At 39.8% G+C, this 17,376-nt stretch carries 13 protein-coding genes; all 13 read left to right on the forward strand.

Annotated features, from left to right (window positions below; translation table 11 throughout):
- The first annotated feature begins 105 nt into the window (after positions 1 to 105).
- The 13 genes from EIH20_RS01950 to purN all read left to right on the forward strand — a co-directional run bounded on the left by EIH20_RS01950 (position 106) and on the right by purN (position 17,360).
- Positions 106 to 1,851 (forward strand): oligopeptide ABC transporter substrate-binding protein, encoded by a 1,746-nt coding sequence (locus tag EIH20_RS01950; protein WP_124057681.1) that lies wholly within the window; start codon positions 106 to 108, stop codon positions 1,849 to 1,851.
- Positions 1,852 to 2,068: 217 nt separating this feature from the next.
- Entirely contained in the window at positions 2,069 to 3,814 is a 1,746-nt protein-coding gene (locus EIH20_RS01955; RefSeq protein ID WP_124057682.1) for an oligopeptide ABC transporter substrate-binding protein, read from the forward strand.
- 210 nt (positions 3,815 to 4,024) lie between these two features.
- A complete protein-coding gene (rnc, locus tag EIH20_RS01960; RefSeq protein ID WP_124057683.1) occupies positions 4,025 to 4,747 on the forward strand; it encodes a ribonuclease III in 723 nt (240 codons plus the stop codon).
- On the forward strand, positions 4,728 to 8,282 hold the full coding sequence (gene smc, locus EIH20_RS01965; protein WP_420894248.1) for a chromosome segregation protein SMC: 3,555 nt from the start codon (positions 4,728 to 4,730) through the stop codon (positions 8,280 to 8,282). Before rnc ends, smc begins: the two co-directional genes overlap by 20 nt.
- A 12-nt stretch (positions 8,283 to 8,294) precedes the next feature.
- Positions 8,295 to 9,119 carry a Cof-type HAD-IIB family hydrolase gene (locus tag EIH20_RS01970; protein WP_124057685.1) on the forward strand — a complete coding sequence of 275 codons (825 nt, stop codon included), beginning with the start codon at positions 8,295 to 8,297 and terminating at the stop codon, positions 9,117 to 9,119.
- 4 nt (positions 9,120 to 9,123) lie between these two features.
- Positions 9,124 to 10,155: a signal recognition particle-docking protein FtsY gene (gene ftsY, locus EIH20_RS01975; protein ID WP_124057686.1), complete on the forward strand. Its 1,032-nt coding sequence runs from the start codon at positions 9,124 to 9,126 to the stop codon at positions 10,153 to 10,155.
- A 214-nt stretch (positions 10,156 to 10,369) separates the two neighbouring features.
- On the forward strand, positions 10,370 to 11,080 hold the full coding sequence (gene purC, locus EIH20_RS01980; protein WP_124057687.1) for a phosphoribosylaminoimidazolesuccinocarboxamide synthase: 711 nt from the start codon (positions 10,370 to 10,372) through the stop codon (positions 11,078 to 11,080).
- A gap of 29 nt (positions 11,081 to 11,109) precedes the next feature.
- Entirely contained in the window at positions 11,110 to 11,358 is a 249-nt protein-coding gene (gene purS / locus EIH20_RS01985) for a phosphoribosylformylglycinamidine synthase subunit PurS (RefSeq protein WP_124057688.1), read from the forward strand.
- Position 11,359: 1 nt separating this feature from the next.
- On the forward strand, positions 11,360 to 12,037 hold the full coding sequence (purQ, locus tag EIH20_RS01990) for a phosphoribosylformylglycinamidine synthase subunit PurQ (protein WP_124057689.1): 678 nt from the start codon (positions 11,360 to 11,362) through the stop codon (positions 12,035 to 12,037).
- Between the two features lie 17 nt (positions 12,038 to 12,054).
- Positions 12,055 to 14,274, forward strand: a complete 2,220-nt coding sequence (gene purL, locus EIH20_RS01995; RefSeq protein ID WP_124057690.1) for a phosphoribosylformylglycinamidine synthase subunit PurL — start codon at positions 12,055 to 12,057, stop codon at positions 14,272 to 14,274.
- Positions 14,256 to 15,758, forward strand: a complete 1,503-nt coding sequence (gene purF, locus EIH20_RS02000) for an amidophosphoribosyltransferase (RefSeq protein WP_124057691.1) — start codon at positions 14,256 to 14,258, stop codon at positions 15,756 to 15,758. Before purL ends, purF begins: the two co-directional genes overlap by 19 nt.
- A complete protein-coding gene (gene purM / locus EIH20_RS02005) occupies positions 15,751 to 16,794 on the forward strand; it encodes a phosphoribosylformylglycinamidine cyclo-ligase (protein ID WP_124057692.1) in 1,044 nt (347 codons plus the stop codon). Before purF ends, purM begins: the two co-directional genes overlap by 8 nt.
- Positions 16,791 to 17,360, forward strand: a complete 570-nt coding sequence (gene purN, locus EIH20_RS02010; RefSeq protein ID WP_124057693.1) for a phosphoribosylglycinamide formyltransferase — start codon at positions 16,791 to 16,793, stop codon at positions 17,358 to 17,360. The genes purM and purN overlap by 4 nt, the downstream gene beginning before the upstream one ends.
- Positions 17,361 to 17,376: the final 16 nt, after the last annotated feature.

The raw sequence follows: 17,376 nt of genomic DNA on the forward strand, positions 1-17,376 counted from the left end.
AGTAAGAATTCGAGAAGAACTTATTATTATAATTGCAAATTATTACGCATAAGTTTATTATGAAAGCGGATGCAAAAGCATCACAAATTAGTTAGGGGTGTCATTATGAATAAAGGATTAATTAAGTTAACCACAGCTGCAACAATTTTAGCGGTTGGGGCAGGTAGCCTAACACCGATTGTGAAAGCCGAAACACCAAAATTCCAAACGTTAATTGAGAATAAAGGGAAAGCCATCAAGGGAGGACAACTACGCTATGCATTAGTTGGTGATCCTTTCCCAGGAGTCCTAAGCCCAAGTTTATATGATGCAGATCCAGACGGAAGAATTATTGATTTCTTTAATCCAGGCCTAATTGGTTATGATGAAAACTTCCACATTGATGATTCAGGTTTTGGTAAAGTTGCCTTCGATAAAGAAAATAAACAAGTGACGATTACCATTCCCAAAGATACTAAATGGGATGACGGACAACCATTAACCATTGACGATGTGATTCAACCTTACCTTATCATTGGGCACCCAGACTACACAGGTGTGCGCTACAATGAAGCTTTTGCTAACGTGGTAGGTATGGATGAATATCACTCAGGTAAAGCCAAAGAAATTTCTGGTTTAGAACGGGTCGATGATTATACTTTAAAAATCACGTATAAGAATTTTTCGAATTCTATGACCCAAGCAGGGGGTTCAATCTGTAGCTTTATTGAACCTGCTCATATCCTGAAAGATATTCCGGTGAAGGATTTACAAGATAGTGAAGCGGTTCGGAAAAAACCAGTTGGTTTTGGACCATTCAAGGTGAAGACGATTGTACCGGGTGAGTCGGTAACTTTAGAAGCTAATGAGTACTATTACAAGGGTAAACCAAAAATGGATTCTCTTGTTATTGATGTAGTCAATCAAGATTCAATTGTTCAAGAAATGAAAGCCGGAAATTACGATATCGCGACTTTACCAGCAGATCAATATCAAACATTTAAGGATGCTAAGAACTTCAAAGTGGCAGGTAATTTAGCTAATGTCTACACTTACATTGGCTTTATGATGGGTAAATGGGATGCTGAGAACAAAGAAGTGAAGATGGACCCAAACAAACCTGTTTCAAATAAAGCGGTTCGTCAAGCCATGGCTTATGCGATTGATACTAAAGCGATGGGTGAAAAATTCTACTTTGGTCTTCGTTTACCAGCTAACTCACCAATCACACCAAACTTTACGGAATATAATGATAAATCAATCAAACCGTTCAAGTGTGATCCAGAAAAATCTAAACAAATTTTAGCTAAAGCTGGGTTCAAGGATAAAGACGGTGACGGATTTGTCGAAGATCCAAAAGGCAAACCATTCAAATTAAGTTTTGCTGCTATGCAAGGGGGCGAAACAGCTGAACCATTAGCTCAATATTTCGTGGAATCATGGAAACAAATTGGCTTGAATGTTGAATTAACCGACGGTCGTTTATTAGAAATGAATTCATTCTATGATCGTTTAGATGCGGATGATCCTAAAATCGATGTCTTCCAAGCAGCTATGACAACCGGTGGCGACCCTAATCCAGAAGGACAATTCGGACGTCGCGCTAAATTCAATCAATCACGTTGGGCAACTGAAGAAAATGATAAGTTGATTGAAGCTATCATGTCAGATAAATCGTTTGAGAAAGATTTCCGTGTTAAAGCTTTCCAAGATTGGCAAAAATATGTAATGGAAGAATTACCTGTTATCCCTACCTTATATCGTTATGAGTTAACAGCTGTTAACAACCGGGTATCACAATGGGATGTTAAGACAGGTTCTGATTTACCATTAAGTGAAATTGAATTATTAAGTGATAAACCGATTAAATAATAATCCGTAGTCTATATTAAAAAGAGTACATTTAGCCTATCTGGCTAAATGTACTCTTTTTTTGTGCTGAAGTGGGTGCATAGATCACTAAATAATGAAACTTATGAGAAAATTATGAAAAAATCCTTACATTAAGATAATAAAATATTGTAAAAGGAATAATTTCGTATTAGAATGTAGACTAACACTAACTCTTTAGCTCAACAGGGGGAATTTTATGAAAAAAACGTTAATCAAATTAACAACAGCACTCTTACTTGCATCTAGTGTGGCACTACCAGTTGGCCATGTTTCTGCAGCAGGGGTTAAATTAAATCCAATTGTGACCAATAAAGGTAAAGCCATTAAAGGTGGGCAACTGAAGTATGCCTTGGTTGGAGATCCTTTCTCAGGCGTCTTTTCTTCGCTATTATCTGATAATAATCCCGACGCCAACATTATCAAATTCTTTAATGAAGGCCTCTATGGCTATGATGAAAACTACTTAATCGATGACTCTGGCTTTGCTAAAGTTAAATTCGATAAAGAAAATAAACAAGTAACCATCACTATTCCTAGTGATGCTAAGTGGGATGATGGTCAAGCCATCACGATCGATGATGTCATTTACCCTTACTATGTCATTGGTTCAAAAGACTATACGGGTGTACGTTATAACGAAGATTTTGAAAACGTTGTGGGTATGAAAGAATATCACGAAGGCAAAGCGAAAGAAATTTCTGGCTTAAAACGTGTTGATGACCATATACTCACCATTTCTTATCACAAATTCCATAATGGTATGTTGCAAGCAGGTGGGGCAGTATCTAGTTATATCGAACCCAAACACGTGTTAGAAAAAGAAGACATTGCGAAATTAGAAGATAGTCCATATGTACGCAAGAATCCAGTTGGTTTTGGACCTTTCCGCGTGAAATCGGTGACTCCTGGTGAATCAGTGACTTTGGAAGCCAACGAATATTATTATAAGGGCAAACCAAAAATCTCTTCAGTTGTAATTGATGTGGTTAATCCTGATGCTATTGCAGCTGAAATGAAAGCTGGCAACTATGATATCGCAGAAATGCCGACTGACCAATATGATACTTTTAAAACAGGAAAAAACTTTAAGTTAGCTGGTAAAATGGCTGAAGCCTATACCTATATTGGTTTTAAATTAGGTAAATGGGATAGCAAGACAGGACAAGTTGTCCCAGATCCAAAGAAAGTATTAGCTAACAAAGCGTTGCGTCAAGCGATGGCATATGCGGTGGATAATCAAGCGGTTGGCGAAAAATTCTACTATGGTTTACGTCAAGCGGCTAACTCACCAATCACACCAAACTTTACGGCGTATAACGATAAGGATTTAAAACCATACGCCTATAATCCAGAAAAAGCTCAACAAATTTTAGCTAAAGCTGGTTTCAAGGATAAAGACGGTGACGGATTTGTTGAAGATCCTAAAGGCAAATCATTTAAATTAAAATTTGCCTCTATGTCAGGTGGCGAAACAGCCGATGCCCTAGCCCAATACTACATGGAATCATGGAAACAAATTGGCGTGAATGTTGAATTAACGGATGGTCGTCTTTTAGAGATGAATGCATTCTACGACCGCGTTCAAGCAGACGATCCGAATATTGATATCTTCCAAGCTGCCATCGGTATTGGTGGTGACCCAACCCCTACTGGTCAATTCGGACCACATTCTAACTTCAACCATGCTCGCTACGCAAGCAAAGAGAATGATAAGTTGTTAGCTGAAATTACGTCTGACAAATCATTCGACCACGCTTATCGTCAACAAGCTTATAACAATTGGCAAAAATTCATTATGTCTGAGTTACCAATCATTCCAACTTTATTCCGCTATGAAGTGTACGCTGTTAATAACCGCGTTTCACAATGGGATATCACAACAGGTAGTGACTTACCACTTTCTGAAATCGAATTGTTGGCTGATAAACCAATTAGTAAATAATCGATTTGCAAATTCTAAAGGTGTATGTACGCTTGCGTACATACATCTTTTTTGTTGGTCTAATTATTGTAGCAAGGAGTTGGTTACTTTTAGAGCGTAGCGTTTTGCGGACATGATTGGCCTTTGACAGCAGAATTAATGTTTTATACGGCCTTGATTTTATGCTAATATTAAATATGAGATGTTTTTAGAAGAAACGAGGATAATCCAATGAAACAAAGTATTATATTCCATGTTGAACACCTTTTAGGTATCAAACTGAATCACCCTCGACTCGTTGAAACGGCTTTTCAGCATACGTCGTATGTTAATGAAGCCCATAATTCAAAACTGGTAAGTAACGAACGCTTGGAGTTTCTTGGCGATGCGGTGCTAGAGTTGGTGGTGAGTGCCTTTTTATACCATGAATATCCTAATGATCCAGAAGGCAAATTGACGCGTTTACGTGCCCAATTGGTATGTGAACCTAGTTTAGCCTATCTAGCTCGATCGGTGCATTTTGATGATTATATTCGACTAGGCAAAGGCGAATTAGCCACAGGTGGCAAACAACGTGATTCCATCATTTCAGATTGTTTTGAAGCTTTCTTAGGTGCCATATATTTAGACCAAGGCTTGGAATGTGTACAAACCTGGCTATTTGACTTGATGTTAAAGAATCATCGTCAACTTTTGACCCAAGTCAATCAAGACTATAAGACTTTGTTTCAAGAACGTGTCCAGCAAAAAGGGTCTGTCAATATTCAATATCAAGTTGAAAATCAAGAGGGACCTGCTCATGATCAGCTGTTTACCGTTGGTTTATATGTGAATCAAGTCCTATTAGCTAAGGGCCAAGGCAGAAGTAAAAAAATAGCTGAGATGAAGGCGGCTCAAACAGCCTTAAATTTTGTAGATGAGAAAGGTAATTATCATGTATCTAGCCAGAATTGAAATGACAGGGTTCAAGTCTTTTGCTGATAAAACGGTGATTGAATTTGACCAAGGAATGACCGCAGTTGTCGGTCCCAACGGTTCGGGAAAAAGTAATTTATCAGAAGCTATTCGTTGGGTATTAGGTGAACAATCAGCTAAAAGTTTACGGGGAAGTCGCATGGAAGATGTCATCTTCAATGGGACACAAGATCGAAAAGCCGTCAATTTGGCTAAAGTGACTTTAGTTTTGAATAACGAAGATCGTTATTTAGATTATGATTTTAGTGAGATTGCGATTACCCGTTCTTACAATCGAAACGGGGAAAGTCACTATTATATTAATAATGAGGCGGTTCGCCTGAAAGATATCGTTGATCTTTTGCTTGACTCAGGATTAGGTCGGAATAGTTTTGCGATGATTTCGCAAGGTAAAGTTGAGACCATTTTCTTGAATAAGCCTGAAGAACGGCGTTCAATCTTTGAGGAAGCAGCCGGGGTGCAGAAATATCAATATCGTAAAGTGGAAGCCGAACGTAAATTAGTACGGTCTTCTGATCACTTAAGCCGGGTTAAAGATATTCTCCATGAGTTAGAAGGACAACTAAAACCGCTTAAAAAGCAAAAAGAAGCCGCTTTAATCTATCAAGAAAAGCATGATCAGTTACGTCAATTGGAAATTTCCTTATACTGTTATCAAATTACACTCTATCAGCAAGATTGGCAAAAGGCTCAAAATGATTTGGATAGTCTTTTAAAAGATATTAGTCAAGTAGATCAAGCTTTAGAAGAATTAGAAGCCGATTTAAAGGCCAGTCAAGCTGCTTTAGATATTACTGTGCAAGAATTGGATGACAAGAATGAAAAGGCTCAAAGCTTAGGCCGCCAAATCGAGCAAGTTAAAGCCCAAGTGCAAATGCTTGAACAGCGCCAAGCCTTTAATGCAAGTTCGCAACAAGATAAGCAAGCTGAATATGAGCGGCAACAGAGTCGTCTGACCCAATTGACAGCCCAAGAAAACGATTTAAATCAAGAATTAAGTCAACGAGTGCAAGAATTAAATCAATACAAGATTGAACTGCGACAATTAAAGCAAGAACAGGACAAGTTAGTTCATCTTTCGGCCGATCAAATTGAGCAATTGCGCGCGCAACTCATCGACCAATATCAACTAAAAGCGACTAGCAATAATCAAATTCAGCATAGTCTTCAACAAATCGAGACCTTGCAAGCTCGTCTTGACCAACTTGAACAGGCTGCAAAGAGTCAACAAGGACAGGTGACCGCCACCAAAGCGGAATGGCAAGAGCTGAAAGCCAAAGTGGACCAATTGGCTGATCAGTGGCAAAAAGATAAGCAATCTCTAAGTCAATTAATGACTCAAGAAGAAAGTCTGCGCCTACAACGCGAGAATCTACAAAGTCAGATCTTTAAACAGGAGCGGCAAACACAGTTCCTCGAAACAAAAGTTCAGTCCATGAATCAGATGCAAGAGGATTATGAAGGCTATTATGCGGGCGTTAAGGCCATCATGAAGCAGAGTCAAGATTTTAGAGGCATCGTTGGTCCAATCGCTGATTTGATTGAGGTACCTAGTAAGTATCAACTCGCTATTGAAATTGCTTTAGGAGCTGCCTTGCAACATATTGTGGTCGAGTCTGACCAAGCAGCCAAATCCGCTATTCAATATTTGAAAGACCATCGTTTAGGTAGGGCAACCTTCCTGCCTTTACCGCATATTAAAGCGCGGCAACTTAATCCAACCCTAGCGCATACAGTTGAGAACCAACCAGGTTATATCGGTTTAGCTGTTGACTTGATTGACTTTTCAAGTGAATTGAATGAAGTGATGGCCAATCTCTTGGCAACAACGGTAGTCTGCCACAATTTGGACCAGGCTCAAGCCATGGCTAAACAAGTCAAGCATCAAGTGAAAATCGTGACTCTTGATGGTGAAATCTTGATGCCTGGAGGGGCTTTAACGGGTGGGCGTAACAAACAACAAGGGTCAACCATGTTAGCTCGGCAAAATCAACTTAAAAACTTGGCCAAAGAATTAAAGCTAGCTCAAGAACAGTTAAGTCAATTGGAAGCTGATTGGCAAGTTATTAAGCAAGAAGAAGCATCTTCTAAGGAACAAGCAGAAAAACATCGTATTGCCTTTGCTGTTTTGGAACAAGATTATCGTCAAGCGCAACAGAATTTAGTTTTGGTTGAGCAGAAGATGAAGCAGAATCAGAATCAGACCATCATCCAAGAAGATGAACGCTTAACTCTTGAGCAACGATTGAAGGACCAGATTGAAGCTCAAAAGCAAGCTGAGCAAGCATTAACTCAAGCGGAAACAGCTATTATGCAATTGACCGATGATTTGAATCAATTGAATCTTAGTCAAGAAGAGCGGCAGACGCAAGCTGAGCTTTTGACGCAAACCATTCATGATTTGACCACTAAACTAGCGGTTAAAGAATTAGAATGTAAGCAAAGTCAAGAAACTCTTGAAAATCTGCAGACTCAAATCCAACAGATTAAGGAATATGACCAAATCTATCAGGAGAATCAAGCCACTAGTGCGACTGATTTGGCTAACTTAGCTCAAGAAATTGAGCAATTGAAGCAACAAATCACCGACCAAGAAGCCGTCTATGAGCAGTTGACTCAAGCCGTTATGACTTTACGTCAACAACGTGAAGAACTCAATCAAGGACTTCGCCAATTTGAAGCTCAAGAGCGCGACTTAAATCAGCGCCATCAACAGGCTTATCAATTACAAGCCAAGTTGGAAGCGACTATTGAGAAATTTGATGCTTTAATCGATAACCATTTGGACTATTTAAATCAGGAATATCAATTGAGCTATGAAGCGGCTGTTAAAGAAGCCCTGCCGATTGAACAAGCAAAAACAGCCTCGCAAGAGGTCAAAAGCTTGAAACGAGAGATTGAGCAGTTAGGTCCGATTAACTTAGCAGCCATTGAAGACTATCAAGTATTAGCTGACCGGTTTGATTTATTGAAAGAACAGGAAGATGATTTGCTGACGGCGATTCATGAATTACAAGAAACTATGACAGAAATGGATCAAGAAGTCATTAAGCGCTTTAGCACCACCTTCGAACAAATAAATCGTCAATTCCAACTGACTTTTAAGAAATTATTCGGTGGAGGTCAAGCTTCCTTGGAATTAACTGATCCGGACGATTTGCTCACCAGTGGGGTGGATATCATTGCTCAACCGCCTGGTAAACGAAAACAACATTTGGCCCTCTTGTCGGGAGGAGAACGGGCTTTCACTGCTATTGCCTTACTCTTTGCCATTCTGGAGACCAAACCCGTTCCTTTCTGTGTGTTGGATGAGGTGGAAGCGGCCCTAGATGATGCTAATGTCTATCGCTATGGTCAATATCTACAAAACTTTACTGAAAACACTCAATTTATCGTTATTACCCACCGGAAAGGAACAATGGAACATGCCGATGTCCTTTACGGGGTGACAATGGAAAAATCAGGCGTATCCAAATTGGCATCCGTTCGCTTAAGTGAAGCCATTGTTGAATAAAAGGAGAAAGACATGATTAAATTAATGGCCATTGATTTAGATGGCACTTTACTAAATTCAGATAAACAAATTTCTGCCGAAAATGTAGCGGCCTTGCACTATGCTCATGACTTAGGTGTAAAAATCGTCTTATGTACGGGACGGCCTTATCACACTATGAAGGAATTTGTTAGCTCTATTGGTTTAAATTCTGGCGATGACTATATCATTACGTTTAATGGTGGCCAAGTCCAAAAAGCCGATACCGGCCAAGTCTTAGCTCGTTCCACCATTTCGCAAGCGGATATGTTATTATGGGATCAAGAGATGAAACGCTTGGATCTCCCATTAAATATTATCGATGGCGATTATGTGTATGAGCCCTTAGTTTATCCGGAGGCGAGTCCTTCACGCTATGTCGGTCGATTTAAAGATTTGGCTACCCGTACCCTTGATTATCAAGTGGATTTTAGGCCAGACCATCTTTTTAATAAATTTGTTGTCTGTGCAGAGCCAGATTATTTGGATGCCCGAATTCCTTTAATTGATCCGCAGTTAAAAGCTGACTTTGCGGTTTATAAATCACAAAATACCTTATTAGAAATCATGCCTGCTGGCGTAACTAAGGCCTTTGGTTTAGCAAAACTTGGGGACTTATTAGGAATTAAGGCGGAAGAGATGATGACCTTCGGTGATCAAGCTAATGATCAGACCATGATCGAGTATGCTGGTATCGGGGTCGCGATGGGAAATGCAATTGATTCCTTAAAAAAGGTGGCCGATTATGTTACGACAACAAATGACCAAAATGGGGTAGCCCAAGCCATCTACCATTTTATGCCAAAAGAAAGAAGGTAAGACTATGGGATTATTTGATCGTATTAAACGTGCTTTTACCGGTGAAGATGAAGTTGTTCATCAATTAGAAGCGAAAGATCAAGAGAGTAAGATTGTCTTTGATACCTATGATAAAGGGATGGAGAAGACCCGACAAAACTTTTCGCAACGGTTAAATGCGTTGTTTTCTGGTTTTCGTGAAGTCGATGAAGATTTTTATGAAGATTTGGAAGAAGCTTTTATCGGAGCGGATGTTGGCTTCGATATGACCATGGCTTTAACCGATGCAATTCGAGATGAAATTGAAGAACGCCACATTTTTAAACCTGAAGAAGTTAAAGAAGTAGTTATCGAAAAGATGGTCCAAATCTACGAAAAAGATGGGACCCAATTGGCTCAGCTTAAAACTAATCCCAATGGTCCTACAGTCATTCTCTTTGTTGGGGTGAATGGGGTTGGCAAGACAACCTCAGTGGGAAAAATTGCCTACCAATTAAAACAAGAAGGCCACAAAGTGCTTATGGCGGCAGCTGATACTTTCCGGGCTGGAGCCGTTGAGCAATTAAACGTTTGGGGTCAGCGTTTAGATATTCCTGTTGTGACAGGACCTGATCAAGGAGATCCGGCTGCTGTTGTATTTGATGCGGTTAAACAAGCGAATGAGCAATCTTATGATTATCTTTTGGTGGATACGGCTGGTCGTTTACAAACTAAGCTGAATTTGATGGATGAATTAGCTAAGATTAAACGGATAATTGAACGCGAGAATCCAAACGGCGTTCAAGAAGTCTTATTAGTTTTAGATGCGACAACGGGTCAAAATGCTTTGATTCAAGCGAAACAATTTAATCAGGCTACAGAAATTACCGGTTTGGTTCTTACTAAATTAGATGGAACAGCAAAAGGGGGCGTTGTCCTCTCTATTCGTCATGAACTTGATGTGCCAGTGAAGTATATTGGTTTAGGTGAAAAAGCGACTGATTTACAACAATTTAATCCGGAACAATATATGTATAATTTGGTCCGGGATGTTCTTGAAGTACAAAAGAATGGTTAACCTTTAGGGTTAAGCATTCTTTTTTTGCTATTATTCGTTTTTAACAAAAGGATCATACTGATTTTTAGATGATAACCGTTTCAAATAAGGTTCATTCACAAAAACACGAACAATAAAAAATTTTTTTAATCAAAAGTTCAACAAGTTGTTGAGAAGTTTTAAGGCCGGTGGTAAGGTATAGGAGAAGTCAAAAATATTTAAAGGGGACGATTCTTTGGAAAAATTGTATGAAGGCAAGGCGAAGGCCTTATATGCGACCGATCAAGCAAATGAAATTCTAGTTGTGTATTCGAATCAAGCAACTGCCTTAAACGGTAAGAAGAAATCACAGATTGCTGGTAAAGGTGCCTTGAATAACGAAATTACAAGTCTAATTTTTGCTTACCTTAATGAGAAAGGTATCCCGACTCAATTTATCCGCCAAGTGGATGAAGTCAGTCAAGTAGTGAAAGCCCTAAAAATGGTTCCAGTTGAAGTCGTTGTCCGCAATCGTTTGGCTGGGTCATTAGCTAAGAAGTTTGATCAAGCTGAGGGAAGCCCATTAAAACATCCAACGGTTGAGTATTACTATAAAAATGACGAATTAAATGATCCGTTTGTCAATGCCAGTCAATTATCTGCTTTAGGTATTTTAGAATTAGAAACATCAGACGAATTAGAGGCCTTTGCTTTGAAAATTAATCAAGCATTGATCGAGTTGTTTGATGCGATTGATTTAGATTTAATCGATATGAAATTTGAGTTTGGTTGGGATTCAGAAGGTCAATTGATTTTAGGTGATGAGATTTCTCCTGACACCTGCCGTATTTGGGATAAAGCTAGTCAACAAAAGATGGATAAAGATAATTTCCGTCACGACTTAGGTGATATCATTCCAGTTTACCAAGAAGTGGCCCAACGTTTAAGAAGCTATTTAACTAAATAAATCATTAATAAAATAAAGGAGCGAATAATATGTATTTAGCAAAAGTGTATGTTACCTATAAAGAGTCCATTTTAGATCCAAAAGGGGAAGCTGTAAAAAAAGCGATTCATCATATGGGTTATGATTCTATTCAATCAGTCCGAATTGGTAAATATTTTGAAATCATGGTCGAAGATCAAGACCCAACTAAAGTGGCCGCAGCGATCGAAGAAGTTTCAGATAAATTATTAGCTAATGTGACTATGGAAACCTATCGTTACGAAATTGAGGAGGCTTAATGTGAAATTCGCAGTCATTGTATTTCCGGGTTCTAACTGTGACATAGATTTATACGAAGTGATGCACTCCGTCTTAGAGTGTCCCGTCGACTATGTTGATTATCGTCAAACGAATTTAGATGACTATGATGCTATTCTCATTCCTGGTGGTTTTTCTTATGGAGACTATTTGCGTTGCGGCGCTATTGCTCGCTTTGCCCCAGTTATGGAGACTATCATCGAGAAGGCCAACCAAGGGACACCCGTCTTTGGTACCTGTAATGGATTTCAAATTTTGACCGAAGCGGGTCTTTTACCAGGTGCTTTGCGTCGTAATGAAAGTCTACACTTTGTCTGCCAACCGCAACCATTAGTAGTAGAAAATAATCAAACTATCTTTACTCGTCTCTATGAAGCAGGCCAAGAAATTACCTTGCCGATTGCTCATGCTGAGGGTAACTATTATTGTGATGAGGCGACCCTTGCAGAGATGGAAGCCAATGGTCAGATTGTATTTCGTTATCAAGAAGGAACCAATCCAAATGGTTCTTTAGCTAATATTGCTGGTATTACCAACAAGGCGGGCAATGTTTTAGGTATGATGCCACACCCTGAACGGGCCAGCGAAGCGATTTTAGGTTTCGAAGATGGCTTAAAATTATTTAAATCATTAGTCGAATCATTACAAGAAAAAGCCTAGGTCGAAGGGAGAAGACTATGCAATTACAAGCAAAAACAGCTCAAGAAATGAAAGACGGCAAATTATATCAAGAGTGGGGTCTTAAAGATTCTGAATATGATTTAATTTGTAAAATATTAGGTCGGATGCCAAACTACACCGAATTAGGGGTTTTCTCTGTTATGTGGAGTGAGCATTGTTCTTATAAGAATTCTAAACCCGTTCTTCGTCAGTTCCATACGGAAGGAGATCATGTCCTTCAAGGGCCTGGTGAAGGGGCTGGGATTGTCGATATTGGCGATCAACAAGCCGTTGTTTTCAAAATGGAAAGTCATAATCACCCTTCAGCGGTAGAACCTTATGAAGGAGCAGCGACTGGGGTTGGCGGTATTATTCGGGATATCTTCTCGATGGGTGCTCGTCCTATTGCGATGCTAGATTCATTGCGTTTTGGACAATTAGATGATGCTCGAACAAAATACATTGTGTCTGGTGTTGTCGAAGGTATTGGTGGCTATGGTAATTGTATCGGTATTCCTACTGTAGGTGGCGAAACAAAATTTGATGCTTGCTATGAAGGGAATCCGCTAGTCAATGCCATGTGTGTAGGCTTAATCGATCATAAGGATATTCAAAAAGGTCGCGCTCAAGGAATCAATAACTCAATCATGTACGTGGGAGCTAAAACAGGTCGTGATGGTATCCATGGGGCAACCTTTGCTTCGGCTGAATTCTCAGAAGAAAATTCTGGTCAACGTTCAGCCATTCAAGTCGGCGATCCATTTATGGAAAAATTATTAATGGAAGCTTGCTTAGACTTAATTCAAAATCATAGTGATGTGTTAGTCGGCATCCAAGATATGGGAGCGGCTGGTTTAGTATCATCAAGTTCAGAAATGGCTTCAAAAGCTAATTCAGGGCTTGAATTGTATTTAGATTTGGTTCCTCAGCGAGAAACCAACATGACACCATATGAAATTCTGCTGTCTGAATCACAAGAACGGATGCTTATTTGTGTGAAAGAAGGTTCTGAAAAAGAAGTCGAAGCCCTCTTTAACCGTTATGATTTAGATGCTGTTGTTTGCGGCAAGGTTGTCGAAGGGCACCGTTACAAAGTTTTCCAAGGGGGCGAGTTAGTCTGCGACGTACCAGTTGATTCATTGGCTGAGGATGCTCCTGTCTATGAAAATCCACAAATCGCTCCTGAACGCTTGGCTCGTTTCGCTCAAGAAGAAGCTTTTGTTCCAACTATTTCGGATTTAAAAACCTGTCTATTTGATCTCTTAAAAACACCAGATTTAGCAAGTAAAGCGTCTGTTTATCGCACCTATGATTCAATGGTTCGGACCAATACTGTAGTTGGACCAGGTTCAGATGCAGCTGTCGTTCGGGTTCGGGGAACACGCAAAGCCTTAGCGATGACGACTGACTGTAATGCGCGCTATATCTATTTGAATCCAGAATTAGGTGGACAAATTGCTGTCGCCGAAGCGGCTCGTAATATTACGGCATCCGGTGGTTATCCTTTAGCTATTACCGACTGCTTGAACTTTGGTAATCCAGAAAAACCAGAAATTTTCTATGAGTTAATGCAATCTGCTAAAGGTATTGCTGCAGCTTGTCGCAAATTTAATGCTCCAGTTATTTCAGGAAACGTCTCTCTTTATAATGAAAACCAAACGGGAGCTGTATATCCAACACCAACCATCGGTATGGTCGGCTTAATTAAAGATATTGACCACATTTTAACCCAAGGCTTCAAAGCGGCTGACGAATTGATCTACTTAGTGGGTCAAACGGGTGATGATTTTGCTGGATCGATGATTCAGAAATTCCAAACGGGTCAAATTGCCGGCGTTTTGAATTATGATTTAGAAACTGAATTTCAACATCAACAAGCCGTTTACCAAGCTAATTTGCAAGGCTATTTAACAGCAGCCCATGATTTATCAGAGGGTGGTCTTTTGGTCGGCTTAATGCAAATGGCCTTTGATACTGAATTTGGCTTCGATGTAGAACTTAACATGACCGATGCTCAATTATTTAGTGAAAGTCAAGGTCGTTATTTAGTCACTGTGAAAGCAGAACAAGCAGCTGATTTTGAAGCAGCTATGTCTGAAGTAACTTGCACCAAACTAGGCCATGTAACAAAAGATGGTCAAATCCAAGTTAAATCAAACGATTCAAGTCTAAGCTTTAATAAGGCTGAGATTGAAGCTGATTGGAAAGGGGCATTAGCATGCCATTTGAACAGTTAAAACCAAGACGTGAATTTGAAGAAGAAAAGAAAAGTCTTAATGAAGAATGTGGTGTCTTTGGGGTCTGGAATCACCCAGAAGCCAATACTGTCACATACTTTGGTCTTCATGCTTTACAACACCGGGGACAAGAAGGTGCCGGTATCACAACGGCTACAGCTACTGAATTTAAAAACTACCGGGGTCATGGCTTATTAAATTCGGTCTTTAAAAACCCTGAAAACTTAGCTAACTTGACCGGTAATCGGGCTATTGGCCACGTGCGCTATTCAACCAGTGGAGCGACAAATAGTCTGGTAAATGTTCAACCATTTATGTTCCACTTTTATGACCAAGATATTTCCTTGGCTCATAATGGAAATTTAACGAATGCTAAAACTTTGCGCCGACATCTTGAAAAAGAAGGGGCTGTCTTCCAGTCCTCTTCAGACTCAGAAGTTTTAGTCCATTTAATTCGTCACTCGAGTGCTTTAGATTTTCATGGCAAATTAGAAGATGCGCTTCGACAATTACGAGGCGGCTTTAACTATGTGATTTTGACTAATGATGAATTAATTGGGGTAGTAGATCCTAACTCATTCAGACCCTTAGTTTTAGGTCAAATGCGTAGTGGCGCCTATGTTATTTCTAGTGAAACCTGTGCTTTACATAGTATTGGGGCAGAATTTGTCCGCAATATTCATGCGGGACATTATGTTTCAATTACCGATGAAGGTTATACTTTGCACCAATATTCAGCCAAAACACAAGTAGCTTTAGAATCTATGGAATATATTTATTTTGCCCGTCCTGATTCGGATATTGCAGGCATTAATGTTCACTCAGCTCGTAAATCTTTAGGTCGTAAATTAGCTCAAGAGCGACCATGTCCACAAGCGGATATGGTCATCGGAGTGCCTAATTCATCCCTATCTGCAGCTTCTGGATATGCAGAAGAGTCTGGTTTACCTTATGAAATGGGCTTAGTGAAGAATCAATATGTAGCTCGGACTTTTATTGAACCGACTCAAGAACTTCGCGAACAAGGGGTTCGCAAGAAGTTATCAGCGGTGGTCGGAGTAGTAAAAGACAAGTCCATTGTCTTAGTTGATGATTCAATCGTTCGCGGAACGACCTCTCGTCGTTTAATTAAATTATTACGGGAAGCAGGTGCTCGTGAGATTCATTTGCGGATTTCAAGTCCACCGTTACGTTTTCCAAATTTCTATGGAATCGATATGTCCACCTCTAGTGAATTATTAGCAGCCAATATGACCGTGCCGGAAATGCGCGACTATTTAGGTTGTGACTCACTTGGTTTTATGACAGTTGATGGCTTGGTTGAGGCGATTGGAACTCAATTTGATGCACCGCATAAGGGCCTTTGCGTGGATGCCTTTACTGGCGATTATCCAGCTCCTTTATGTGATTACCAAGAACGGTTTGAAGAACAATTAACCGACATTCAACGTCGGGTATTAAGAGGAGAGAATGTTGATGAGTAATGCCTATGAAGCATCTGGTGTAAATATCGAACAAGGCTATGAAGCTGTTGAACGGATGAAAAAACATATTGATCGTACTAAGCGTCAAGAAGTGATGTCGCAAGTAGGTGGCTTTGGTGGTTTATTCTCGTTAGCAAGTCATTCTTATAAAGAACCTGTTCTTGTATCAGGGACCGACGGAGTGGGGACCAAAATCTTGTTAGCTCAACAAGCGGGAATCTTGAATACGGTTGGGATTGACTGTGTGGCTATGTGTGTGAACGATGTCTTAGCTCAAGGAGCCGAACCTTTATTTTTCTTAGATTATTTAGCAGTGGGTCATAATGATCCAAGTCAAATTGAACAATTAGTGGCTGGTGTGGCTGAAGGATGTGTTCAAGCTGGAGCGGCCCTAATTGGTGGGGAAACGGCGGAAATGCCTGATCTTTATGCTAAAGATGAGTTTGATTTAGCTGGATTTTGTGTGGGAATTGCTGACAAATCAGCTCTCTTAGATCGACAAGGAGTCAAAGAGGGGGACATCTTAATTGGTCTACCTAGTAGTGGTGTTCATTCAAATGGCTTCTCTTTGGTACGTAAAATTTTCTTTAAAGATCATCAATGGTCATTCGATCAATGCTTGAGTGACGGAACTAAACTGATTGATGCGTTGTTAACTCCAACAAAAATTTATGTTAAAGATCTCATGCCTCTTGTTAAACAAGGCTTGATTCATGGAATGGCTCATATTACAGGCGGCGGTTTTTATGAAAATGTTCCTCGTATGTTCAATGAAGACCTCTGTGCTCATGTTCAGGTAACATCATGGGAGAAACCCTTAATTTTCTCGACTATGCAAGAACTTGGTAACATTCCTGAAGAGGAAATGTATCAAGTCTTTAATATGGGAGTGGGTATGGTGATTGCAGTCGCTCCTGAAAATGTTGATACAGTCTTAGCTAGCTTGCCTCAAGCCGTTAAATTAGGTCATATGACTCGCAAAACCACTACTGAGCAAGCTAATATCGTTTTGAATTTCACTGAGGTGGAAGCATGAGAATCGCACTATTCGCTTCAGGGAATGGGTCGAATGTTCAAGCGATATTAGAAGCTATCTCAGCAGGAGAATTAACGGTTGAAGTGGCAGCCTTTTTCTGTGATAATCCCAAAGCCTATGTCTTGGAACGTTTAAAGGCTTTCAAAAAGATTCCAACGCTCGTTTTATCACCTAAAATGTGTCCAGATCGTCAAGACTATGAAAATAAGATTCTAAATTTCCTAGAACAAGAACAGGTCGAAATGATAGTTTTAGCGGGTTATATGCGTGTCATTGGCCCAACTTTATTGGCAGCTTACCCGCAAAAAATTATGAATATCCATCCTTCCTTATTGCCCCTTCATCCAGGTCGTCATGGTATTGAAGATGCATTCAAGGCTGGGGACAAGGAAACTGGCATAACAATTCATTGGGTTGACGAAGGAATCGATTCCGGACCAATCATTCATCAAGAACGATTCAGTATTGATCCTTCCTGGTCATTAGACCAACTAGAAAGTCAGATTCATCAACTTGAGCATAGAATATATCCTCAAGTGATTCAAAGGATGAGTCAACAAAGTTAATTTATTTATGTAATGT

The sequence above is a fragment of the Vaginisenegalia massiliensis genome (genome assembly GCF_900604935.1).
Classification (GTDB): Bacteria; Bacillota; Bacilli; order Lactobacillales; family Aerococcaceae; genus Vaginisenegalia; species Vaginisenegalia massiliensis.